The 24,524-nt window shown below is 44.0% G+C and carries 21 protein-coding genes; 15 read left to right on the top strand and 6 right to left on the bottom strand.

What is annotated here, in order from left to right; genetic code table 11:
• Window positions 1–37 precede the first annotated feature (37 nt).
• A complete protein-coding gene (locus DSM107010_RS08255) occupies window positions 38–1,660 on the top strand; it encodes a hypothetical protein (RefSeq protein ID WP_106165954.1) in 1,623 nt (540 codons plus the stop codon).
• A 19-nt stretch (window positions 1,661–1,679) separates the two neighbouring features.
• Here the strand turns inward: DSM107010_RS08255 and DSM107010_RS08260 are convergent, their stop codons facing one another.
• Window positions 1,680–2,675 carry an alpha/beta hydrolase gene (locus DSM107010_RS08260; protein WP_106165955.1) on the bottom strand — a complete coding sequence of 332 codons (996 nt, stop codon included), beginning with the start codon at window positions 2,673–2,675 and terminating at the stop codon, window positions 1,680–1,682.
• Between the two features lie 71 nt (window positions 2,676–2,746).
• Window positions 2,747–3,706 carry a phosphate/phosphite/phosphonate ABC transporter substrate-binding protein gene (locus tag DSM107010_RS08265; RefSeq protein WP_106165956.1) on the bottom strand — a complete coding sequence of 320 codons (960 nt, stop codon included), beginning with the start codon at window positions 3,704–3,706 and terminating at the stop codon, window positions 2,747–2,749.
• 405 nt (window positions 3,707–4,111) lie between these two features.
• Between DSM107010_RS08265 and DSM107010_RS08270 the strand changes: the two genes are divergently transcribed.
• From DSM107010_RS08270 to DSM107010_RS08280, 3 genes are all read left to right on the top strand, one after another.
• Entirely contained in the window at window positions 4,112–5,572 is a 1,461-nt protein-coding gene (locus DSM107010_RS08270) for a carotenoid oxygenase family protein (protein WP_106165957.1), read from the top strand.
• 98 nt (window positions 5,573–5,670) lie between these two features.
• Window positions 5,671–6,240 carry a protoporphyrinogen oxidase HemJ gene (gene hemJ / locus DSM107010_RS08275; protein ID WP_015155509.1) on the top strand — a complete coding sequence of 190 codons (570 nt, stop codon included), beginning with the start codon at window positions 5,671–5,673 and terminating at the stop codon, window positions 6,238–6,240.
• A gap of 226 nt (window positions 6,241–6,466) precedes the next feature.
• A complete protein-coding gene (locus tag DSM107010_RS08280) occupies window positions 6,467–6,706 on the top strand; it encodes a hypothetical protein (RefSeq protein ID WP_015155510.1) in 240 nt (79 codons plus the stop codon).
• 225 nt (window positions 6,707–6,931) lie between these two features.
• Here DSM107010_RS08280 and DSM107010_RS08285 read toward each other — a convergent pair whose 3' ends face one another.
• Window positions 6,932–10,267, bottom strand: coding sequence for an ATP-binding response regulator (locus tag DSM107010_RS08285; protein ID WP_106165958.1), 3,336 nt, complete (start codon window positions 10,265–10,267; stop codon window positions 6,932–6,934).
• A gap of 678 nt (window positions 10,268–10,945) precedes the next feature.
• Here DSM107010_RS08285 and DSM107010_RS08290 point away from each other — a divergent pair.
• The 3 genes from DSM107010_RS08290 to kaiC all read left to right on the top strand — a co-directional run bounded on the left by DSM107010_RS08290 (window position 10,946) and on the right by kaiC (window position 13,358).
• Window positions 10,946–11,293 carry a circadian clock protein KaiA gene (locus DSM107010_RS08290; RefSeq protein ID WP_071925444.1) on the top strand — a complete coding sequence of 116 codons (348 nt, stop codon included), beginning with the start codon at window positions 10,946–10,948 and terminating at the stop codon, window positions 11,291–11,293.
• Window positions 11,294–11,372: 79 nt separating this feature from the next.
• Window positions 11,373–11,690, top strand: a complete 318-nt coding sequence (gene kaiB / locus DSM107010_RS08295; protein WP_041463238.1) for a circadian clock protein KaiB — start codon at window positions 11,373–11,375, stop codon at window positions 11,688–11,690.
• Window positions 11,691–11,801: 111 nt separating this feature from the next.
• Complete coding sequence (gene kaiC / locus DSM107010_RS08300) at window positions 11,802–13,358, top strand: circadian clock protein KaiC (protein WP_106165959.1); 1,557 nt, start codon at window positions 11,802–11,804, stop codon at window positions 13,356–13,358.
• A gap of 16 nt (window positions 13,359–13,374) precedes the next feature.
• On the opposite strand, the gene DSM107010_RS08305 is transcribed toward kaiC, so the two are convergent.
• Together DSM107010_RS08305 and DSM107010_RS08310 are read right to left on the bottom strand one after the other, a co-directional pair.
• Entirely contained in the window at window positions 13,375–13,731 is a 357-nt protein-coding gene (locus DSM107010_RS08305; RefSeq protein ID WP_106165960.1) for a hypothetical protein, read from the bottom strand.
• A gap of 418 nt (window positions 13,732–14,149) precedes the next feature.
• Window positions 14,150–15,232, bottom strand: coding sequence for an NAD(P)/FAD-dependent oxidoreductase (locus tag DSM107010_RS08310; protein WP_106165961.1), 1,083 nt, complete (start codon window positions 15,230–15,232; stop codon window positions 14,150–14,152).
• A gap of 303 nt (window positions 15,233–15,535) precedes the next feature.
• Here DSM107010_RS08310 and DSM107010_RS08315 point away from each other — a divergent pair, with 303 nt between their 5' ends.
• From DSM107010_RS08315 to urtE, 8 genes are all read left to right on the top strand, one after another.
• Entirely contained in the window at window positions 15,536–16,378 is an 843-nt protein-coding gene (locus DSM107010_RS08315; RefSeq protein WP_015155516.1) for a YaaW family protein, read from the top strand.
• A gap of 98 nt (window positions 16,379–16,476) precedes the next feature.
• Window positions 16,477–17,895, top strand: a complete 1,419-nt coding sequence (locus DSM107010_RS08320; RefSeq protein WP_106165962.1) for an O-antigen ligase family protein — start codon at window positions 16,477–16,479, stop codon at window positions 17,893–17,895.
• Window positions 17,896–18,059: 164 nt separating this feature from the next.
• Window positions 18,060–19,388, top strand: a complete 1,329-nt coding sequence (gene urtA, locus DSM107010_RS08325) for an urea ABC transporter substrate-binding protein (protein ID WP_015155518.1) — start codon at window positions 18,060–18,062, stop codon at window positions 19,386–19,388.
• Between the two features lie 251 nt (window positions 19,389–19,639).
• The gene (locus DSM107010_RS08330; RefSeq protein ID WP_106165963.1) at window positions 19,640–20,800 is read left to right on the top strand and encodes an ABC transporter permease subunit; all 1,161 of its coding nucleotides are present in this window, start codon (window positions 19,640–19,642) and stop codon (window positions 20,798–20,800) included.
• Window positions 20,801–20,892: 92 nt separating this feature from the next.
• On the top strand, window positions 20,893–22,059 hold the full coding sequence (gene urtC / locus DSM107010_RS08335; RefSeq protein ID WP_106165964.1) for an urea ABC transporter permease subunit UrtC: 1,167 nt from the start codon (window positions 20,893–20,895) through the stop codon (window positions 22,057–22,059).
• Complete coding sequence (locus DSM107010_RS38250) at window positions 22,056–22,211, top strand: hypothetical protein (protein ID WP_158631752.1); 156 nt, start codon at window positions 22,056–22,058, stop codon at window positions 22,209–22,211. The genes urtC and DSM107010_RS38250 overlap by 4 nt, the downstream gene beginning before the upstream one ends.
• A gap of 50 nt (window positions 22,212–22,261) precedes the next feature.
• Window positions 22,262–23,035, top strand: coding sequence for an urea ABC transporter ATP-binding protein UrtD (urtD, locus tag DSM107010_RS08340; RefSeq protein WP_015155521.1), 774 nt, complete (start codon window positions 22,262–22,264; stop codon window positions 23,033–23,035).
• A gap of 106 nt (window positions 23,036–23,141) precedes the next feature.
• Window positions 23,142–23,903: an urea ABC transporter ATP-binding subunit UrtE gene (urtE, locus tag DSM107010_RS08345; RefSeq protein WP_015155522.1), complete on the top strand. Its 762-nt coding sequence runs from the start codon at window positions 23,142–23,144 to the stop codon at window positions 23,901–23,903.
• Between the two features lie 37 nt (window positions 23,904–23,940).
• Here the strand turns inward: urtE and DSM107010_RS08350 are convergent.
• On the bottom strand, window positions 23,941–24,524 hold a 584-nt coding region (locus tag DSM107010_RS08350), incomplete at its 5' end, for a TonB-dependent siderophore receptor (RefSeq protein ID WP_206751818.1).

Here is a 24,524-nt window from a genome sequence, read left to right on the forward strand (position 1 = left end):
CCAGATATAATCTTTACCACGATTGGGTAAAGACGACATGGCAAAACCAGTTACAGATGATATGCGTGACTTGAAAACACCGGATGATGTCATCATTCGGGCTGAAGCACGCAAACCGGAGACAGATCCCACTCTTGGTATTGGCGTACAAGTGAATAGGGAAGGTACGCCTCGGCATCGTCTAGTCACAATTGGTGATTCTCTAACGCAAGGCTTTCAAAGTGGCGCAATTTTTAATACTCAAATTTCTTTTCCAGCTTTAATTGCGCGGGAAATGGGTTGGACTGAGTTCCGCTATCCGACTTACAATACTCCTGGCGATGGGTTGCCGTTAAATTTAGAACGGTTGGTACGAGAACTAGAACAAAAAGTAGGCGATCGCATTGATGTTTGGAATTTTATCCCAACGCTATTGTTTTTACGCAACTATTTAGACAAGTTAGAAGATTATTGGGAAAGGGGCGAAGGGACTATACTACCCTCTCAAAAAGAGATTAACCACAATTTAGGAGTTTATGGTTGGGACTTACGGAATATCCTATCTCGTAATGCAAGTAGCTGTTTGGAATTAATGAGTCGCAAGATTCCGAGAGAAGATGTTTTTCGTCAATTGGTCGATTACCATAACGAACGAGCGGCGCTGAGGGTATTAAACTCGTCAGTGCGGAGTCAAACAGGTGAGACATTAACTCCTTTGCAAGCTGCAACCACACTTGGTGCTGAGGGAACGCCAGAAAATGGCGATGCTGATGGCATTGAGACGCTAATTATGATAATTGGTAGCAATAACGCTCTCGGTAGTCTCCTCACCTTCAAGATTGCTTGGAGCGATGAAGGTTACGATGATATGGAGATCAACGATCGCTATACAATCTGGCGACCGATTCATTTTAAAGCTGAGTTAGACAAAGTTGTGGCGGAAGTTAAGCAAATTCGCGCCCGTCACGTTATTTGGGCTACAGTTCCTCACGTAACGATCGCCCCGTTTGCCCGTGGAGTAGATACTAAAATTAGAAAAGATTCTCGCTATTTCCCTTACTATACATTGCCTTGGGTTAGCGATGCAGATTTCAATCAAGACCGACATCCAAACTTGACTGCATCAGAAGTCAGAGCGATAGACAGTGCGATCGACCAGTATAATGACTGTATTATTGATGCCGTGCGAAAAGCAAGAACAGAAGGTCGAGATTGGTATTTGTTCGATCTGGCTGGACTACTCGATCGCTTGGCACAAAGGCGCTATATTGAAACTCCTAGAGCTAGACCGAGTTGGTGGAAAGAAATTGGTGGTGAATATCAGTTACCGTCACAGTTGCAAAAATTAGATCCAAAGCCAGACTCGCGCTTTTCGATCTCTGATGCTACGGGACGCAAGCAAGGTGGGTTATTTTCCCTTGATGGCATTCATCCCACAACCATTGGTTATGGCATTATGGCGCAAGAGCTAATTGCAATTATGCAAACAGCTGGCGTGGAGTTTTATGACGATCGAGGTAACTTGCGCCAAGGTAAAGTTGAAATTGATTTTCGGCAGTTAATCGATCGAGATACGCTCATTTCTAACCCGCCAAAAGCGTTTGAAAATTATTTTAAGGCAATTGGTTGGCTCGATCGATACTTGAGTGTTTTTGGAAATTTGCTGAAGTCAAACTATTAAATTGAATCCGTGCAGTAGCCTAGTCCCTCAGTTTTTCGATAGAAGTATCAATGATTCCCATAATCGTCGCCATTGCAGATGCAATTCGCCCATGCAAGTTTAGTTGTGCGATCGCAGTTGGAAAATCGGCTTGTTTCAGGCGATCGCACAATGTTACCATTTCTGCCCAGGTAGCATCGCTGTTAACATACGCTAAAGTCAGGGAAATCAACAGATCGACGTGTTCGTTTCCTTCTGCTTGAGTCATCATGTTATGGGGAATATCCCACACATCATCAAAACAGACATACCAAGATTTAGGTTGTAATTGAACTGCGGCGTTAAATAACTTTTCGTGTTCTCGATTTCCTACAGCGCGATCGCTTTCACTCGATACAATTAACATTGGTGCAGCCTTTTGAGTTTGGGCTTTTTCTAATACCTCCGTTCCCATATCTAAAAAAACTCGTAAAGCTGGCATGGCAAAACCATCATAACCAAAACTAGCTACTTGAGGGTCTTGCCACCATTCAAAATAGATATTAAAAATTCTGACAAATAAATCGACGACTTTATTACTTCCACTTAAATAGGGTGCAAATATTAAAGTCTTATTTATTCGATCGGGATATTCTAAAGCTAACCATGCAGCTAAAGTACTCCCACCAGACAAACCGCCAATAATAATTTCTTTGCCTCCAGATCGAGCAATTTCTAACCAATGACGACCGAATTCTTGATAAATTTGGGGATCTTCTGGTAGTGGTGGTGGATTATCTCCATTCCATTCACCTGCAATACCATGTCCTGCTAGTAAGGGAATGAGAACGTGATATCCAGCTTGATAAAATGCTTTGCCTATCAGGGCAAATTGTTCTGGAACTGCCGTAAATCCATGAAAGAAAAGACAAATTTTTTCACTATTCGGCTGGATTAAAAATTGCGAGCCAGTCGTTTCTGCTATCAATGACAGTTTGCTTTCTGTAGCTTGAACTTCACGGGCGATCGCTAATAAATTATTGGAATATTCAGACATTTTTACGATTTAGAAAAGTTACGACGATTTTCAATATTGCCGATATTTGAAATTTTGTATTCTTCTATTCGTTAGCGAATTGCTGATTTCCTTGGCGATCGCTCTTGACAAAATAAGTTGACTGGGACTTGCCAGTTAAAGTAATTTTGCGTCGATTTGAGGCAGCTAGAAACTTCTTCAGCTCTAGTGATAATTTTTCTGAGTTCGCTATAGTCAGGAATTTGACCCGCAATATATTTAGCTTTAGCTTTAATTTCTGGATTGGCGTTGAGCATGGCTATTTTGATTAATTCTCGATCGAAATTCAAAAGCCGAGGAGATAAATAAACTCCTACACCAGGAAGAGGCTGACTAATATAGATCGCTCGTAATGCTGGGTCGTCTTTAATAGCGGTATACAGACCAGCACCAATATCAACTTTTCCAGTCTTAACTAAATTTATCGCTTCTCTAGGGTGATAGCCTCTACCAATTTTAAGTGTTTTGCCATATAAAACATAAATTGGGATGAGAAAAGTTGGGACTGATGCGGAACTACCTAAAGCAATTGTCGTGTTTGGTTGAATATCGGCAATAGATTTAATCTTACTATCAGCTTTCACAAATAACGCTGCTCGATCGTAAAGTGGTCGATCGGGGTACATGACAGCCACACCAATATAATTATTATCCTCAGCAGCAATAGAAAAGCCGGGAGAACCAGTAAAGGCAATATCCCAATCTTCGAGATCGAGGCGATCGCGAATTTCTGGAAAAGGCATATTGCGATCGACGATGACCCGAACGCCTAATTGCTCCTGTAAATGGGAAGCTAAAGCCTGATAATCTTCTATTGGAGAGGTAGCACTCACTCCAATTTTCAGCGGTTGTGCCTGCAAGTCTCGATAGCAATTCGTCCAAAACCTTTTTTCCCCGACGGCGCAAGGTTGCACCCAGCGCCAGATACTCAGTATGCTACCAGCAATGACCGTGGTAGATGCAAAACCAATCAGCGACCATAGAATTATCGTTCTGCCAGGAGAGTAAGGCATCTCAGAGCAAATGTAATAAAATACACAAAGTCGATTGTTAAATTGAGTTTCCCCACAAACAGACTAAGCTTAGCCTCTCTCAGTTCCTGAACTCGTGGGGTGAGTGGCTAGTGGCTGGTGGCTGGTGGCTAGTAGTAGATGGGTGTGGGGTGTAGTGAGTGGAACTAGTGGAACTACTGGCGGTGGCTGGTGGCTGAATTCTTTTCTAGCCGCTAGTCACTAATCGCTGACAACTGATAACTGTCTTTAGGACGAGCGATCGCGCTCAGATTATCACGACGATAGAAATAGGAATACACGACATTCTCGTTTGAGTTCTAAGAGGCGCGACTGAGTATATTTCTAGCGTCATGGAAATTTCACAAATGACCAATGACGAATGACCAATGACAATTTGTAACATTGATGCAGACAACTACAAAACCTTCCATAACGAAAGCCTGGGCGAAAGCGATCGCCCAACCCGCAACAGAATTTTCTCCCACTCCCCTACCTGTCATAGCTGGGGGAATCCCTTCTAATTTACGCGGAACTCTCTATCGCAACGGTCCCGCCAGATTAGAACGGGGTGGAATGCGGATGGGGCATTGGTTTGATGGTGATGGGGCAATTCTCGCCGTTGATTTTAATTCTAATTCCCCCCTTTCTCAGGGGGGTGAGGGGCGTGCCATCGCCTCATACCGCTACGTGCAAACTGCTGGTTATCAAGAAGAAGCCGCCGCAAATCGCCTGGTGTATGGTAATTATGGGATGACAGCCCCAGGTGCGTTCTGGAATCGATGGTTGAAGCCAATAAAAAATGTGGCAAATACCTCTGTTTTACCTCTACCGGATAAACTCTTAGCGTTGTGGGAAGGTGGTAAACCGCACGCTTTAGACTTGCAGACTTTGGAGACAAAAGGCGAGGACAATTTATCTGGATTAAGTCATGGTTTACCTTACTCTGCTCATTACAAGTGCGATCCGCACACGGGAGAAATTTTCAACTTTGGGATTAGCCCTGGAATTAACGCTAACTTGAATCTCTATAAAAGCGATCGCACGGGTAAAATTCTGCAAAAAGCTACATTTACCTTAGATGGCGTGCCGATCGTTCATGATTTCGTCCTAGCAGGACAGTATTTAGTCTTTTTCGTGCCTCCAGTTAGGGTAAATGCGTTACCCGTGCTGTTAGGCTTGAGTTGTTACAGCGATGCTTTAGAATGGCAGCCTCAACTCGGCACTCAGTTTCTCATATTCGATCGCGAAACCCTTACCCTTGTCAGTCGTGGCGAAACTGAACCTTGGTATCAATGGCATTTTGCTAACGGTTACGTCGATCCTAGCGGTACGATTATTGTGGATTTGGTGCGGTATGAAGACTTTCAGACCAATCAATATTTAAAGGAAGTGGCAACGGGAGAAACTCATACGCCTGCACCCAGTAGTTTATCGCGAGTTCATTTGAATCCAAACTTGGGTAAAGTGACGGCGATCGAGCAGATTTTAGATCGCAGTTGTGAATTTCCGATCGGATTACCTGATTTAATTGGGCAAGCTGCTTCTCCTACTTTTCTCTCCGTTCATCGTTCGGGGATAAATAGCGGTGCAGAAATGTTTGATGCGATCGCTAAATTTGACTCGCAAACTCAATCTCTGACGGTTGCAGATTTTGGCGAAAATTGCTACCCAATGGAACCAATTTTTGCCCCCGATCCGCAAAATCCTGCTTCTGGTTGGATCGTTACGGTAGTCTATGACGGAAATCGCGATCGCAGTGAGGTCTGGATTTTCGATAGCGATCGCTTAGATGCACCACCTGTCTGTAAATTGGAATTACCTAGCGTCGTACCGATGGGATTTCATGGGGCGTGGCGACAAGCGTAAATTTTGTTGGATTTAATGTCACGCAGAGACGCAAAGGCGCAAAGATCTGAAATGGTATAACATCCAAAGTCTGAAATTCAACATCCAAAATTGGTATCATGGCTTATTTTTGGTTTAAAGCGTTTCATCTGGTTGGCATTGTTGTTTGGTTCGCTGGGTTATTTTACTTGGTGCGGCTATTTATCTATCATGTCGAGGCAGACGAACAGCCGGAACCCGCCCGTACTATTCTCAAGAATCAGTATCAATTGATGGAAAAGCGACTGTATAGCATTATTACCACTCCTGGGATGCTGGTGACAGTTGCAATGGCAATTGGATTACTGACGACGGAACCGGAAGTCCTGAAACAGGGATGGTTGCATGTCAAGTTAGCATTTGTCGTACTGCTATTGGGCTATCACCACTACTGCAAACGGCTGATGCGACAGTTAGAAAAAAATGAGTGTAAGTGGAGCAGTCAGCAATTACGGGCATTGAATGAAGCCCCAACTGTGATGTTAGTGGCGATCGTATTGCTAGCCGTATTTAAAAATAACTTACCTACAAATGCTACCGTCTGGGCAATTTTCGGCATGATTGTGGCAATGGCAGCAACAATTCAACTTTACGCCAAAAAGCGGAGGTTGGATAAGGAAAGGTTAATAGCACAAGTACCGCAAGAGTGATTGATGGTGGGCAATGCCCACCGACTTTCTAGCTTTGGGTAGATCTACGGTTACGCAGGTTTTGCCTCTACAGACAGAGTAAAATTGCGTACATAACTGCAAACATTACGGAGTCTCTTATAGAAGTCAGAGTTTATGTGTAGCAATGTTTCAACTTCTGTTGCCTCGAAAAGGCGATGAGCTATTCTAAAGAAAGTCTAAAGAAAACCTTAATTTTTTGTTTGTTATGTACGCAACCGAAACCCGCAACATGAATTCAACCATCCTACGGCAGCTATGGTCTGCGGTAGAACATACTCAAAGCAGCATTCTACTCAGACTGAGTGACTCAGAACTGGTTTCGCACTTGCTCGCAGAACTTGGCAACCAGCAACCTTTGGATCGAGAAGCGATCGCGAATGTGAGTACTTACTTGCGCGGGAAAACATCTTTGATTCGCGACCTCGCTCAATCGCGTTCGTTCTAATCAATAATTTCTACTGTTCGTACCGTTGCATTAGTCACTTTTTCAACCGAGAAGTACTGCCAGGTATAATTCACCACTTCGTTCGATTGACTCTGGCAAAGTAGTACAATCTTTTAAAAACATTTTTACAAATCAATACAAATTTTCAGATCGCGTTGCATCTAGTTGCATTTATCCGCGATTGCGTTTCTCAATGTTGCGGCTATGTTGCCTTCCTCTGCACTCTCAATCCTTTTCTACAGGGTGAGCCAACAGAGTTTGATGAATATTGTTCAATAACTCTTCCATAGAGATAGAGGAAGGCAGGACTTTAGTTGCGATCGCCCCCAATGCGTGTTCGATCGACTCCAAATCGGATGCTGCGTTTGCGTTACCCAAATTGTGCAGTTGTTCTGAAGGTAGCGATCGCCCCTCTGACTCTAAGTAAGCGGGAAATTGCTCTCTAACTTCATTTTGGGTAAATAATCGCTCCATAGCGATGATAGGTGGTAATTTCTGCTGCTCTAAAGTTGCGATCGCCGTGCAGGCTTTCTCGACTTGTTGCATCTCTCCTAAACAAACGAGCATCAGATCGACGTTTTGTTGTTGAATTTGCTGCTGCACTTCCTCCCAACTATGCGGCATCACGACTCGAAAACCAGCTGTTTGCAAATATTGAATTAAAGCTTGCAACCATTCCGCTCGCAACGATCCGGCAGAAGCTTGAGTATTGTGGCTGTGTTCGTCAGACAAATCGTCCAAATTAGCAATATCTAAAACTAACACGCTATATTCCCAACTCACGCCTGCTGCCACGTGCAGAACGGATAGTAACACTTCAGCCGATGGCTCTGGCGGATTTGTCAAACAAGGAAATATATTGAGTTGCTCTATTTGACTCGCAACTTGGGCGATCGCGGCATCTAGCGTCACGATGGGTAAATTTGCCAAGCTAGGATATTCGGTCAACTGTTGTAAGAAATCGAGGGGTTCGCAGATCGCTCGCTCCAGTAAAATGACATTTGGTCGCCAAATCCGCGCTAGCAATGATGCTTGCTCTAAGTCATCGGCTTCGAGAACGCGACAGTGATTTAGAGATGATTCTAAATGGTTGACATCGCCTCTGGCTAAAAGTTCGGTGTTGGGAGTCACTAATCGTAGAATCGTCAGCTGTTTGTACTTTTGAACGCGCTGCGATAATTCGACCTGAGAGTAGGTCACTGGCGCGCCGCACAAACGAGTCATCACCTGCTGCAAGACTTGCTGCTGTACGGGTAAGCTGATAAATTCGTCCGCCCGGTGGGAAAGAGCTTGATTTTTCTCGGCTCTTGTGGTGTTGACGACGATTGGAATTTGACTCGTAGCTGGATCGGATTTGAGCAAAGTCAGTACATCCCAGCCAGAGAGTAAAGGTAGTAAGGGATTGATAAATATAATTCCTGGCTGCAAACGACGGGCTTTTTCTAACGCCTCAGTTCCAGAACGAGCGATCGCCACCCAATATCCCAAACTCGTCAGTTGTTCTGCCAAGTCTTCAATAAATCGGGGTGCAGCCTCCACAACCAGCACCAAATGGCGATCGGGGGGTGGAGAACCCAAAGATCCCAGAGAAAAGTTACTTTCTCCACGTCCAGAAGTCCGGCTCTGAACTCCTAGTGCGTTGCTGCCAGTGGAATTATTGGCGGGAGATTGCCGTTGTATGTTTGCGGACATTCTTCCTACTTGCTCTCCAACTTCCTCCCCTACTTCCCCCGTTCCCCCTGCTCTCTTCTTGGGCGGCGTAGGTGCTAGCAATAGGGTAAATTGGCTGCCTTTACCTTCTTGAGACAAAAAGCTGACATCACCACCATGCAGCCGAGCTAAGGCTCTGGTTAAAACCAAACCCAGACCCGTACCTTCAAATTGTCGCGTCAACGGCGTTTCCAGCTGTTGAAATTTCTGAAAAATTAAGTGTTGTTGGTGTTCGGGAATGCCAATTCCTGTATCCCAAACTGTAAAGGCAATCCACCCTGCCCAATAGCTGACTCGCAAACCGATCTCCCCGCCGGATGCCGTAAATTTGAAGGCATTTGCCAATAAGTGAACTAGCATCTGGCGTAGGCGCAATTCGTCTGCCACAATGATATCTAACTCGGGTTCGATCGCTAAGGTAAAGCGGTGTTCGAGATGGCTGTCTGTCCCTGCCTCCACCACAGCAGTTTTGTTGTTTTTCGGGCTAAAGGCAAGCCGAGCTTGCTCGACCGCGCGTTCGCATACTTTACGAATGTGGACTGGTTCGAGGGTTAATTCTAACTGTCCTGTCTCCATGCGGGTCAAATCTAAAATGTCATTGACCACGCTCATTAAATGTCGTCCATTTTCGTGAATTAGCCGCGCGTAGCGTGCTTGACGCTCGTTGAGCTGTCCTAGTGCCTGATCTTTTAGTAAGGTAGATAACCCCAGCATTGCTGTTAGGGGTGTCCGCAACTCGTGACTGATACAAGCAAGAAATTCATCTTTCAAGCGATTGAGTTGAATCAAATCGGCATTTTTGGCGGCTAGTTCCGATGCCATCTGTCGCTGCTCTGTCACATCTGTAGCCATCAACAACCAAATTCGCTCGGATTGCTGTTGGCGGCTGACGACTGACATTTGTAAAGGAATTTTGAGAAATTGCCACACTCGGTCTTGTCCCTGTTGTCCGGGACAAATACAGATACACGTCCCTTCTTGCTCTCCCTGCTGGCAGTAGCGTATGATGTTGGGTTCTGCCGCATCGGGTGTGGATAGTAAAGATACTTGCTCCTGTAGTGCAGTGAGACTGAAGTGATGAGTTGTTGCCTGCCAATCGCTTAACTTGGCGCGATCGACTTCCCGACTAGCCTCAGTAGCTTCTGCTGTTGTCGATTCCAAGTCAATTACCGATTGCTGAGTTCCCGCCACATTCAAAATTGCTTCGACTTCTTGCCGAATTGCTTCGGGATTGCCCATGTTACCAAATTGCCGATTCCAGGCAGGATTCTGGGCGATCGCTTCGCCCAGGCTTGTTTGTAACATTAATGGTAAGGGTAATCTTTCTAGCAGTTGGACGATCGGATCGAGTTGCTCTGGCTCGATGCCGCGCTCGATGGTTGCTTTGAGTAAAGTGGTTTTTGCTAAACGATCGCGCTTTTTGGTTCTCGCGGCTGCGGCTAAAACTTTCCAGAGCTTGGTTTGCTCCAATAGCCCTAAAAACTTTCCCTCAGCATCGACGATCGCAAAAGTCTGCTTGATGTCGCTGGGTTCGAGACGGGAATCTATATACGATTGGAATTGTTCTAGGCTAAACTCATTTGGTAGCTTTTCTATAGGTTCTAGTATGCGAGCGGTTGCTTTGGATAAGGATTGCTTGGCATTCTTGCTATTGCTTGTTGCTGCCAACCAGTGGGGGAAAAATTGCCGCAGATGCAGCACTCCCAGGGGAGATCGTTGCCGATCCAACATAATCAGGCGATCGCTTTGCTCCTGGCTGAAGATTTCCCATGCCATAGCCAAAGTAGCTGTCTGTAAACAGCTAGGGACAGTCTCGATAAAGTCACCTAAGTTGTACTTGGACTTTGACATGAGCTAACAGAGTAGTGAGTGGGGAGAAAGCAAAAATGCGGTACTCGATCCACGAATTGAACGCTTGGCGCTGCCATCTTTGGCTCTAGTGTTTTGCTGGATAGATAATTGAATCTAAAACTGCCAAGCAATAGAGACTTTCGATTACAGTTATAGCTCCTTTAGCAATAGAGCTACGCATATACCAGTTATAGTCTCTCAAACTGAAGTTGTGGAAGGAAAGGCGCACGAGAAAACGCTATAATGTTTTAATTTAGTTTAATTAACTTCATAAAAGTAATGGAACTGACACCTTTCTTGAACTCTGGAGATATGAATGCTGACTTAGTAGCGAGCAATCGAAATATATCCACTGGATCGATCTAGAATCTTTTTTACTCTATTCTGTCTGCTGTCGCCCATAAACAAACAAATAATTTTATTTTTTGTCGTCTCGATTGTTTGATGAACTCATTATGACTAGTAATGCACTGACCGAGCGCGCGGCTTCAACCTCAATTTCTTTTTGATGGCGATCGCTCGATCCCCTCCTAGATCGCAAAGCAGTTAAATTGAACTACCTGCTTTTTTTTAGTCGAATTGCAAATCTAAAAATAGTATTAAACAACCATATAATGCTATGTAACATGACTGCCCTGATATTAGCTATTTCCCTCAGAGTAATTGCTAGTTAACTGCATGGATGAACATCACATCGGAAAACGCCAAAGCTTATCACAGCAGATGACACTGAATCGAGATCGGGAGTTTATACAGCAACTAAAAGCTGATTATTGTCAAATCTTATTGCGTTATTTTAATAACGATAATACAGTAAAACAACAGATCGAGCGATTTATTAATGTAGCTTTTGATGCTAAAGTTCCCGTGCCTCAGATTATTGAAATTCATATGGAATTAATTGACGAATTTTCCAAGCAGTTGAAGCTAGAAGGGCGAAATGACGAAGTGTTGTTAGACTATCGCTTGACTCTCATTGATATTTTGGCTCACCTGTGCGAAATTTATCGCACCTCCATATCCTGAGCAAGCGATGTATCAATTAAACTTTGATAGCATAATAAGTGGTCAGATTTCATTCCAAACAACCTCTGCGTCTTTATCTATGAACGCGCCTAAAAAAACTTATGTTCTAAAGCTGTATGTAGCTGGGAATACTCCTAACTCCATTCGGGCATTAAGAACGCTCAGAAACATCCTAGAACAAGAATTTAAAGGAGTCTATGCCCTGAAAGTAATTGATGTGCTGAAAAGCCCTCAACTTGCAGAGGAAGATAAAATTTTAGCTACGCCAACGCTCTCGAAAATCTTGCCGCCGCCTGTACGGAAAATTATCGGAGATCTTTCCGACCGAGAAAAAGTTTTAATTGGCTTGGATTTACTCTATGAAGAACTCGTTGAGGCAGAGGCACTTGAGGAGTGATTTTATAACTTCAATATGGGATAATCTTTCAGTAAAATTGGATTGTTATAAAAAATAAACTAATTTTAATTTGGTTTTAATTTGGTTTAATAACCCTTTGATTCTAAAGCGATGAGCGAAATCACTTCCAGCGGTAAGCAAAATAAGAATAGCCCAAATGGGACAGGCGTGCAAAAGATTCGCACCATGATTGAGGGGTTTGACGATATCAGTCATGGCGGTTTGCCACTAGGGAGAACCACTCTGTTTAGCGGGACTTCGGGAACTGGGAAAACTTTATTTTCCGTGCAATTTTTGTACAATGGGATACTTTTTTTTGACGAGCCAGGTGTATTCGTCACTTTTGAAGAATCTCCCAGCGATATTATTAAAAACGCCTACAGTTTTGGCTGGAACTTACCAAAACTCATCGAGGAAGGCAAGCTGTTTATTTTAGACGCTTCGCCCGATCCGGAAGGACAAGAGGTGATTGGAAACTTCGACTTATCGGCGTTGATCGAGCGGTTGCAATACGCTATCCATAAATATAAGGCAAGAAGGGTAGCGATCGACTCGATCACGGCTGTCTTTCAACAGTATGAAGCGGCTTCCGTCGTCCGGCGAGAAATTTTTCGCTTGGTTGCCAGACTCAAGCAGATTGGCGTAACCACGATAATTACAACCGAACGCACCGAGGAGTATGGCGCGATCGCCTCTTTTGGTGTAGAAGAGTTTGTCGCTGACAACGTGGCGATCGTGCGTAACGTTCTAGAAGGGGAACGCCGTCGTCGCACGATGGAGATTTTAAAGCTGCGTGGCACGACGCATATGAAAGGAGAATATCCGTTCACAATTACCAACGATGGAGTGAATATCTTTCCCTTGGGTGCAATGCGCTTAACGCAGCGTTCTTCTAACGTGCGCGTCTCCTCCGGCGTGAAGACGTTGGATGAAATGTGCGGCGGTGGTTTCTTTAAAGATTCGATTATTTTGGCAACGGGGGCTACTGGTACAGGTAAGACGTTACTCGTCAGTAAGTTTCTCGAAAATGGCTGTCGCGGCGGCGAACGAGCAATTTTATTTGCCTACGAAGAATCTCGCGCTCAATTGTCACGCAATGCTTATTCTTGGGGAATTGACTTTGAAGACTTAGAGAAAAAAGGACTGTTAAAGATTATCTGTGCTTATCCTGAATCGGCAGGATTGGAAGACCATTTACAGATTATTAAATCAGAAATTGCTGAATTTAAACCAGCTAGAGTGGCGATCGACTCGCTTTCAGCTTTAGCAAGAGGAGTTAGCAACAATGCTTTTCGACAATTCGTCATTGGCGTAACTGGTTTTGCTAAACAAGAAGAGATCACGGGTTTTTTCACCAATACTACCGATCAATTCATGGGAGCGCATTCAATTACAGAATCCCATATTTCGACAATTACAGACACGATTTTATTGCTGCAATATGTAGAAATTCGCGGGCAAATGTCGCGGGCAATTAACGTGTTTAAAATGCGCGGTTCCTGGCACGATAATGGGATTCGCGAGTATACAATTAGTGCTGACGGTCCTGAAATTACCGATTCCTTTAGTAATTACGAGGGAATCATCAGCGGCTCTCCCAGTCGCGTTAGTACAGATGAAAAAGCAGAGTTATCGCGAATTGTCAAGGGATTTCAAGGTGGCGAGTAGTAGTTGATTACGATCTTTAACCGAACCAATGCGAAGGTTCTACACTACATTGATATGGCTCGGGAATGTGACAGCTGACCCAATCTGCTTTATCCTGTAAGACACAGCAAATCCCTTGATGAATTAAATTTTCAATCTGGATGCGATACTCCGCGCGATCGCCAGGAAGCCTATAGGTTAGAAAAGTTAAATCGCGATCGTCTACTGCACTAAAAGCACAAGGAATCCGACTGAGGACGTAAGCAATTAACTCTTGCCGCAAATCGGGATTAGCAAAAGCTTGACAGTGAGGATAGTAAGGATAATTATCTAAAACCGCCTCAACTTCTGCTATTAGTGCTTGATGGGTTAAATTAACTAATGTTTTCGACATATTTCATTCCCCCCAATTCCCCAGCAAAAGTGTATTTTAATAAAATCTATTTCTTTGGATAGATGTAAAGCGATCGCTCAATTGTGTAAGTAGATTTAGAATGGCGAGTAGAATTATATAAACTCCGTTCCTAAACTCGTTACTAAGTCTGAAAAACCTCTTGCAGCAAATCGATCTACCTCTCACTTACAATTATTTCAATGCCAAGATTTTCTAGCACGAATCTATACAAAACTCAGTAAAATATTTACTCAACTTAATATACAAGTGAGTGAAAAAGAGGAAAATTTGAGAAATAATTGACAGAAATTAAGGTTTGAGATTTGTACATTTTTCTTGAGTTTAAGCATATTTTTAACTCAAGATTCGCGATCCCCGCTCGGAAATGACATTAAATAATATCTATGTCGAATCGATACTATTCTAGAGCGATCGCCTGTAAAAAGTTAGATCCAGGGAGCGATCGCCCCTCCATTTGACGATTAATCTCTGTCGCTGCTGCTATACCGGAATGCATTGCACCTTCGACAAAATTTCCGCCACACCAATCACCGCAACAAACTAAAGGTAAGTTAGTTTCAGTAGATAAACAAGATTGCCCTAAAGGACGACTGGGAAAAGCGTAGCGCCAACGATGAACTTGTAACCATTCCGGTTTAGCTAACCAAGGAAGCAAACATTCAGAGGCTTTTGCTAATAACTCATAACCAGCAGCTTGTAAATCGGAAGTTTCTAAATAACGCCGAGCAAAATCCGCACTACTTTGCACGACAAAAACTTCAAAATTACCAGTTTTTTCGACTCGTTTGCTACTATCCCAACCAACCCAGGCAAGAACGGGATTGTCAACAAAACTCACTGCTTGCCAATCCGGTTGTGGTTCCAATTGAGATGAATATCCAGCCATGACACTCAAACACGGATGAAATTCTACAGAACGCAGCTGCTGACAAACTGTAGAAAGCTCGGTTAATGGCTCCAATATTGCTAAAGCTTGCGGTGCGGGAATCGCCAAAACAACAGCTTTAGCTATGACTTCTGACGGTTGGTTAGCAGTAGCTTCAGAAGAAGCAGATTCTAGAGATAGCTGCCAATAAGAATTATGAAAAGCGATCGCCTCTACCCTTTGAGAACGCCAAACTGCCAAACCTTGTCCTAAAAACTTGGCGATCGCATTCATTCCCGCCGGTGCAACGTAACGGAATTCGGAATTTGTAGGGGCGCACAGCTGTGCGCCCTTACGGAATTCGGAATTCTCTGTCCAGACTTGAAGAATATGGCGATCGCATAACAATTGCACAAATTGCTGCATTAACTCGCCTTTTGGCTTTAAGTAACAAGTCCCGTGATCGGCAAGAGTATCATGCAAGCGGCGCGTGGCGATTCTGCCTCCCAAACCCCGCGATTTTTCCAAAATTAGCACGTTATACCCAGCTTGGTGCAACTGCTGAGCGCAAGCCAAACCAGCTATTCCAGCTCCAATTACAGCAATGTCATACATAAGAATAGGGAATAGGGAATATGGAATAGGAAGTAGGGAGCAGTTATCAGTGACCAGTGACCAGTTATCAGCGATCGGTTATCAGTGACTAGTGAAGAAAGGGTGTGGAGACTTTAAATTTCTTCCTCCCTCAGCTTCCTCAGCTCCCTGGGCTTCCTCAGCTCTCTTCCCCCCGACTCCTGACTCCTGACTCCTAATTTTTGACTTTTGACTTTTGACTTTTGACTTACTCCTTATCCTTCACTTTAGAAGTAAAATAGCGATCGTGAGTGACTGTTGCTGGACTTGCGGGAGGACGGGATTTTGGATGAACTGAGAGCGGCATTAGAACTAGCTACGGAAGAAGAATTACAGCATTTAACCCAACTGTTATTTCGCCGTAAGTTTAATCCCCTAGATTACGTTCACACTCCCGAACCGATTGATGTCCAAAGCTTAGATAGGGAAGCGTGGTTAGATACGCTAGAAGAACGATTCCGCTATTTAGCTGCCGATGGAATGACTGTGTTGCGTGGAGACACGAACAAATTTACTTACAGACAAGCTCTGATTCAAGTTTGTCGCTATCTCAAAATTTCTTACTCCACGGCGCTGAGTACCACCGATTTAGAGGTAGAAGTCTTTTTAAATCTCTTAGGACGGACGTGGAAGCGTCTACCTGCCTCAGAAAAGCAACAACTGACAGCACGGGTACAGCGATCGCTAGCAGCGTCTTCCCCATCACAACCGCTACCGATATCCATACAAAAAGACCCGATGTCTTTGCTAGTCAAAGGTGGGAGTGCGATCGCCGTTAGCTCGATTATCCAACCAATACTGCTCAAACAGATCGCCCAGCAATTTGCTTTGCATTTTGCCAGCTATCAAATGGCTAAAGAAGCGATCGTTCAAGGTGGTGCAGTTGCAGCAGCTCAGTTTCAAAATTACGTCACGCTGAAAACAGCCCAGCAAGGTATGGCTGTAAGTGCAGCTAGGTATGGAGCAGTCAGGGGAGCATTTACCTTTCTAGGACCGATTATGTGGTCGTGGTTTCTCGCCGATTTAGGTTGGAGGGCAATCTCAACCAATTACGGTCGCGTTATTCCAGCAATCTTTGCTCTAGCGCAAATTCGCCTTACCCGTGCTGAATGTTGGGAAATGGCATAAATTGGTCATTGATGAGTGGCTGGTGGCTAGTGGTTAGTGGTTAGATTCTATCTCTAGTCACCAGCCATTAGTCACTAGTCACTCTCTACTGGTAACTGATGAGTATCAAAGACCAACGCCTACACAATGCTTGGAACAGCATCCAATTAGGGCTGCTACTGTTTCCGTTACTACCTTTGGTAGGAGCGATCGCTTTGCTCTGGGCGCAATTTGTTATTTGGCGACGACAGTACCGCACGATTTTCCGCAGGCGGCTCAACTGGGTACTAATAATCTTGAGTGGATGGTTGGTGGTAATGAGTCTATTCGCTTATTATCGCCGGGACGCTTGGTTAGGATTATTTAATTTCGTGCCATTTTTTAGCTTATTTGTAACTTTTAGCGTCTTGTTACAAACACCAGCTCAACTCAGACGATTAGCACAAATCTTAGTATTCACATCCGTACCAATAACGATCGCGGGCTTTGGTCAACTATATTGGGGCTGGGCAACTCCGAAAGCGTGGCACGATATTTTAGTGACACTGGGTTGCGCGATCGTCCCTCAAGGTAATCCGCCTGGTCGAATGACTTCTATTTTTATGTATACCAACGTCCTTGGTGCATATCTCGCGATCGCCTTTATTCTCTCGGTGGGATTGTGGATTGAAAGCTTTTTGGAAAAGTCAAAAGTTAAAAGTCAAAAGTCAAAACTATTTTATCCCTCACCCCTCACTCCTCGCTCCTCACCCCTTACCACTCAAATCTTACTGGGTGCAATTGTACTGGGTAATTTGGCAGCTTTGATTTTGACGAATTCTCGCAATGCTTGGGCGATCGCCGCGATCGCGGCGATCGCTTTTGCGGTGTATCAGGGTTGGCATTGGTTGCTGGTGGGAGTGAGTGCGATCGCATCGGCTATTGTTGGCGCAGCTTTTTCACCTCCACCCCTGCAACAATGGCTGCGGCTTATCGTTCCCGCTTACTTTTGGCAGAGGTTAACAGACCAACTCTACGTTCGTCCAGAAGCAACGCTGAGAACGACACAGTGGCGGTTTGCCTGGAATTTGACTCTACAACGCCCTTGGACGGGTTGGGGGTTGCGGAATTTTCAGCCTCTCTACATGGCACAAACCCAAACTTGGATGGGTCATCCACACAATCTGTTTCTGATGCTGACAGCGGAAATCGGTCTTCCAGCAACCATCGTTTTTTGTGCTTGGATCGGCTGGATTCTGTTTCAATCGATTCAATTCTTAGCTAAGAGATCTCCCAACTCCTGTACGGGTGGGTTCGATCGAAAAATGATTTTTCCTTTGACAGATATCCCGAATAAACCCGCCCCTACCGACTCCCGATTCCCGCATCACAGCGATCGCCTCATTGTTTTCACTTATCTAGTGGCTGTTTGTGCTTGTCTGCTTTTTAACACCACAGATGTCACTATATTTGATGCTCGTCTCAACACTCTATTCTGGATTTTGTTGGCAGCGATCGCTGGAGTAACACAGTGCCATCAAGAGCGGATTCTACCTTAAGATTGAAAATATTTACCTTAATTTACACCTTACCGTCTCGAAAATATAAAATTAGTATAATAAAATACAATTCTCGTGCAAGTAGAGCCATAGTATCTATCAATGTCCATCCATGGATATAGCTGCTGTAAAGCATATATCTGCACGAAATAATTTCTCCACTTATGACAACACAATTTAATCGGCGGAAGTTTTTACTGTATGGTTCCGCTACTTTGGGAACCAGTATTCTATTAAAAGCTTGTGCAAATTCGCCTACGACTGAATCGAGTCCTAATGGAACTGCATCGCCATCAGCTGCTAATGTCAGCACGGCTGCTGCTAGTGGAGATGGAATCAAGGTGGGTATTTTACACTCCCTTAGCGGTACGATGGCGATTAGCGAAAAGAGTGTCGTAGACGCAGAAATGCTGGCAATTGAAGAGATCAATGCTGCTGGTGGCGTGTTAGGAAAGAAAATTCTCCCAATTACCGAAGATGGTGCTTCCAACTGGGATACTTTTAGAGAAAAAGCTAACAAGTTAATCGACGAAGATAATGTCGTTGCAGTATTTGGCTGTTGGACTTCTGCTAGCCGCAAGAACGTCCTAGAAGTATTTGAATCTAAAGACCATATGCTCTGGTATCCAGTGCAGTACGAAGGACAAGAGTGTTCTAAAAATATTTTCTATACTGGTGCAGCCCCTAACCAACAAATCGAACCATCAGTAGATTGGTTGCTGCAAAATAAAGGGAAAGAGTTCTTTCTAGTTGGTTCCGATTACGTTTTTCCCCGGACTGCTAACACCGTCATCAAAGCGCAATTAGCAGCAAAAGGTGGTAAGGTTGTTGGTGAAGACTATCTCCCACTTGGTAACACAGAAGTTACACCAATTATTACCAAAATTCGGCAAGCTTTACCTAATGGTGGCATCATCTATAACACGTTGAATGGAGACAGCAACGTAGCTTTCTTCAAGCAATTACAAGGCGCTGGAATGAATCCAGATAAGTATCCTTCCATGTCTGTCAGTATTGCGGAAGAGGAAGTCAGAGCAATAGGTCCAGATTATCTGAAAGGTCACTACGCTGCTTGGAATTATTTCCAAACAGTTGAGTCAGCTGCTAATAAAAAGTTTGTCGAAGCCTTCAAGAAAAAATATGGCGAAGATAGAGTTACAAATGACCCTATGGAAGCTGCATATATCGCGGTTTACTTGTGGAAACAAGCAGTAGAAAAAGCTGGTACGGCTGACGATTTAGCTAAAGTCAGAACTGCTGCTTACGGACAAACTCTCGATGCACCAGAAGGTAAAATTACTCTAAATAAGAATCATCATATCTCTAAAGTTGTCCGAATTGGTGAAGTGAGAGACGATGGTTTGTTTGAAATCGTTTACTCTACTGATAAAGCAGTTGCACCGCTTCCTTGGAATCAATTTGTTAAAGAAACTAAGGGATATAGCTGCGATTGGTCAGATCCTAATAAAGGCGGAAAATACAAGTCAGCTTAAACAGTTGACAGTTATCAGTTATCAGTTGTCAAATGCAGTATGAATCAGCGGGAGAAATTTTGTTTTTCATAAACAATTGCGATCGCTATTTCATTGTTTAATAGTAGAGACGTTACATGTAACGTCTCTACACCGATTGCTAATAACTGACTGCTGTACGGGCGGGTTTTGACTCTCGATCTACTGTTTGAATTGTCAATCTATCTGCTAAACCCGCCCCTACGATAACTGATAACTGAATAGGGGGAAGCGTGTTAATTGGCTTATTTGACGGTTTATTTAACGGTATTAGTATCGGTTCCGTGCTTTTAATTTCAGCACTAGGGCTAGCGATCGTATTTGGACTTATGGGTGTAATCAACTTGGCACATGGCGAGTTGATGATGCTAGGAGCATACACGACTTTTGTAGTCCAAGCAGGCTTTAAAAAATTGGGCGAACCTTGGTTCGATTTTTATATTTTTTTCGCTCTCATATTTGCTTTTTTAGTCGCTGCTGGGGTGGGAGTCATTTTAGAAAGAGGAGTCATTCGCTATCTTTATGGCAGACCATTAGAAACCTTACTAGCAACTTGGGGTGTAAGTTTAATCTTGCAACAGTTCGTTCGTAGCGTGAACTGGGTACTGGCAATTGGAATAGTTATATTTTGTCTGTTATTTTTTGGCAGTTTGTGGATCGTCCAGCGTCGTTCGGACTTCGATCGCATTCGTAATTGGTTTGTACTAGTGATGCTGCCTTTATCTTTAGGTATTGCGATCGCAGTTGGCAATATTTTGAGTCAAACTTACAAACTCGCAGTGAATCAGCCTTGGTTTGGGGCGCAAAACGTGGATGTTTCAGCACCGAGATGGCTGCGTGGCGGTTTACCTGTAGGTGGGTTTCAATTACCGTATGCCAGATTATTTATCATTGCGCTGACAATTATTTGCGTCATTGGAGTTTATCAATTCTTGCAACGCACTGCTTGGGGATTACGAATTCGTGCTGTAACGCAAAATCGTAGCATGAGTTCTTGCTTGGGCATTCCGACTCAAAAAGTTGATGCCCTTACATTTGCAATTGGTTCGGGACTAGCTGGAGTTGCTGGATGTGCGATTAGCTATCTCGGTTCTGTGGGACCAAATACAGGACAGAACTACATTGTCGATACATTTATGGTGGTGGTTGTCGGTGGTGTTGGTAAATTGGTCGGCACAATTGTAGCCGCATTAGCAATTGGTACGGTAAATTACCTAGTTGGTTCTGGCACTCTAGCAATCCTCACAGCACCCATCCCGCCTTTATCTGAGTTCTTTACCTTTTTTGCCACTACGAGTATGGCGAAAGTTATGGTATTTGCTTTAATTATTGCCTTTCTACAAGTGCGCCCAGGGGGGATTTTCCCACAGAAAGGAAGGACTGTGGATGCTTAGTAAAGTCAAAAGTTAAAAGTCAAAAGTCAAAAGCTAGTAACTACAAACGATCGATGGCTAATGACCAATGACCAATCAAGAAGGAATTAAAAATGACAGCAGACGCAGCAATAGGGAGACGAGGATTAAAGCGAGGTAAGAAGCGATCGCTCTTAATTGAAGCAGGTATAATAGGCGCGATCGCACTCTTATTAATTTTTATTATTCCAACTTTAATTTCCCCATTTCGCCTCAATTTGTTAGGACGATTTTTATCCCTGGCAATTGTCGCTTTGGGCATAGATTTGATCTGGGGTTACACCGGGTTACTCAGTTTAGGTCACGGGATCTTCTTTGGTTTGGGTGGATACGCGATTGGTATGCACTTGAAACTCCAAGTCCCTCAAGGGGAACTTCCCGATTTTATGGGACTTTATGGCGTGACCGAACTACCTTGGTTTTGGCATCCATTTCAAGCTTTTCCGTTTGCTTCGGCTGCTGTGGTGCTGATTCCTGGGATTTTAGCTGCTTTGTTGGGCTATTTGGTCTTTCGCAATCGCATTCGTGGCGTTTATTTTTCGATCTTGACTCAAGCAGCAACCATCGTTTTTTTCAACTTTTTTAACGGGCAGCAAAAACTATTTAACGGTACGAATGGATTAGTTAACTTCAAAACTCTTTTGGGTACAGCCGTAGGGTCGCGACCGTCGCAATTTACTTTTTACGTTCTGACGGTGCTGCTACTCATTGCTACCTATGCCTTGTGTCGCTGGTTAACTAGCGGACGCTTCGGACGGCTGCTGGTAGCGATTCGGGATGATGAGAGTCGAGTGCGGTTTTCCGGTTACGACCCGACAGAATTTAAAGTGCTAGTTTTTGCAATTTCAGGGGCGATCGCGGGGTTGGCAGGGGCAATGTATACTCTCCAAAGCGGCTCCGTATCTCCAAGAGCGATGGATGTTGCCTTCTCAATTGAAATGGTTATTTGGGTAGCAATTGGCGGACGTGGCAGCTTAGTAGGCGCAGTTGTAGGAGCATTGCTCGTCAACTATGCCAGAAGTTTTTTCAGCGAACAATTTGCCGAGATCTGGCTATTTTTCCAAGGGGCGCTATTTTTAATCGTTGTGACCGTGCTACCCGATGGTATTGTCGGTTGGTTGCGTAGTTCTGACTTGTTGCGGCTCGGTCATCGTCGGCAGCTATCAACTTATCCTGAAATTGAAGTCAACCCAGAAGTGCAGAGCGAACGGCAGGAGATAGAGACGAGGAGTGAGGAGTGAGGAGTGAGGGGACAAGGGAGACAAGGGAGACAAGAGAGACAAGGGAGAGAAGAGAGCTGAGGGAGCTGAGGGAGAAAAAACACTACACTCACCACGCACCACGCCTGAGCGCACCACGCACCACCCAATTGCCAACTACCACTGATAACTGATAACTGATAACTGATAACTGATAACTGATAACTGAAACAGGGGGTATAAAGTGGGCGAAAAAATTTTAGAAATAGAAGATGTTACGGTCAGTTTTGATGGATTTAAGGCACTGAAAAACCTTAATTTTAGTTTAGACAAAGGTGAATTAAGAGTTATTATTGGTCCTAATGGAGCAGGAAAGACAACATTTTTGGACGTGATTACAGGGAAGACAAAACCAACTCAAGGACGGGTATTGTTCAAAGGAAAAAACTTGCGATCGCTCAAAGAACATCAAATTGCCCGCATGGGGATCGGTCGCAAGTTTCAAACGCCTAGAATATATCTCAACTTAACTCCACGAGAAAATTTAGAAATCACTTGCAATCAACAAAAAAAGCTGTGGTCAACTTTATTTGGTAAACCTAAGAGTGCGGAACGCCAAACCGTATCTGGGTTATTAGAAACAATTGGACTCACTGCAAATGCAGATCTACCTGCGTCAAAACTATCTCACGGAGAAAAACAGCGTCTGGAAATTGGAATGCTTGTAGCGCAATCGCCAGATTTATTATTAGTTGACGAACCTGTTGCAGGGTTAACCGATGAAGAAACCGAAAATGTCGGGAATTTACTCTTAGCTTTGGCTCAAAGTCATTCCATTATGGTGATCGAGCATGATATGGAATTCGTGCGTCAGATTGCGCGTAAGGTAACAGTGTTGCATCAAGGTTCGGTACTGTGTGAAGGTAACATTGACGAAGTACAAAACGATCCTCGCGTGATTGAAGTGTATTTGGGACAGGAAGTAGAACACAAGCAGGGAGCAGGGAGCAGGGAGTAGAGAGTAGGGAAAAGAGAGCTGCTCTTGAGCTGGGGGAGCAACTACCAACTACCAATTACCAATTACCAATTACCAATTACCAATTACCAATTACCAAAAATAAAATATGAATCCTGCTACAGACGCGATCGCCTCATCATTCAATTCTTCTACTGCCCAAAAACCAGTGTTACAAGTTGCTGGATTGAATGTCTATTATGGTGAAAGCCATATTTTACGCAACGTAGATCTTAGCGTTACAGAAGGACAAATGGTTTGTCTGATCGGGCGCAACGGTGTGGGAAAAACGACGCTGCTAAAAACAATTATGGGGTTAATTAAACCTCGTAGCGGTGCAGTAACTTTTGCCGGACAGCCGATAACTTTGAAGTCTCCAGATAAACGAGCAAAATTAGGAATTGGTTACGTTCCTCAAGGACGAGAAATTATTCCTCGCTTAACAGTAGAAGAAAATTTACTACTCGGTTTTGAAGCGCTACCCCAAGGTAGAAAAAACCATCAAAAGGTTCCCGATCGCATTTTTTCCTTGTTTCCCGTCTTGAAAACAATGCGATCGCGGATGGGTGGTGACTTAAGCGGCGGACAACAGCAACAACTGGCGATCGCCCGTGCCTTAATGGGAAATCCCCGCTTACTCGTATTAGACGAGCCGACAGAAGGAATTCAGCCTTCCATTATTTTAGAAATTGAGGCAGCAATTCGCGATATTATCGCTACAACTGGAATTTCCGTGCTGTTGGTAGAACAACACCTGCATTTCGTCCGCCAAGCCGACCGTTACTATGCGATGCAAAAAGGCGGAATTGTCGCATCTGGTACTACCAGCGAACTCAGTCAGGATGTCATTCAGCGATTTTTGGCAGTCTAGATGAAGGACTAGGGTTAATTAAAGATGAGTTTGACGATCAAAATGTCACTGAAACTCTGCCTCGAATCGTAAAAGGTTGACCGTAACGCCCAGAGTTTTCAAAATATTCATTGTCAAACAAATTCTCAAAATTTAACTGCACTCGCCAGTTATCTCGCCGATAATAAAGCAACGCATCAGTTCGTAAATAGCCAGGTATCTCATAGCTATTTTCCAAGTCTCCCGATATTCCATCTGCCGCAAAAATCCCAGCACCGAAGCCTAAACCCTCTAAAGTTCCTGCTTGAAGTTCATACACTGCCCAAAGGCTACCACTATGTTCTGGAATGTTGGCAACCTGATTATCCTGAAAACCTCTGGTGTCCTCGGTGATTTTGGCATCCGTGTAGGCATAATTCGCAATTAAACGCAGTCCTGGTAGGGGTTCTCCTGTCAGATCGAACTCAATCCCTTGACTACGTGTTTCTCCAAGCTGAATTTGAAAGTCGGGATCGTCTGGATCTTCAACTAAATCGTTTCGTCGGGTAATTTGATAAGCTGCTAATCCCTCTTCTGTCAAACTGGGGTGAAACCTTGATTTTTCGTAGGCTAAAACCACGTAGATTCGTTGAATTTGCCTAA

Source organism: Chroococcidiopsis cubana SAG 39.79, from assembly GCF_003991895.1.
In the GTDB taxonomy this organism is placed as follows: Bacteria; Cyanobacteriota; Cyanobacteriia; order Cyanobacteriales; family Chroococcidiopsidaceae; genus Chroococcidiopsis; species Chroococcidiopsis thermalis.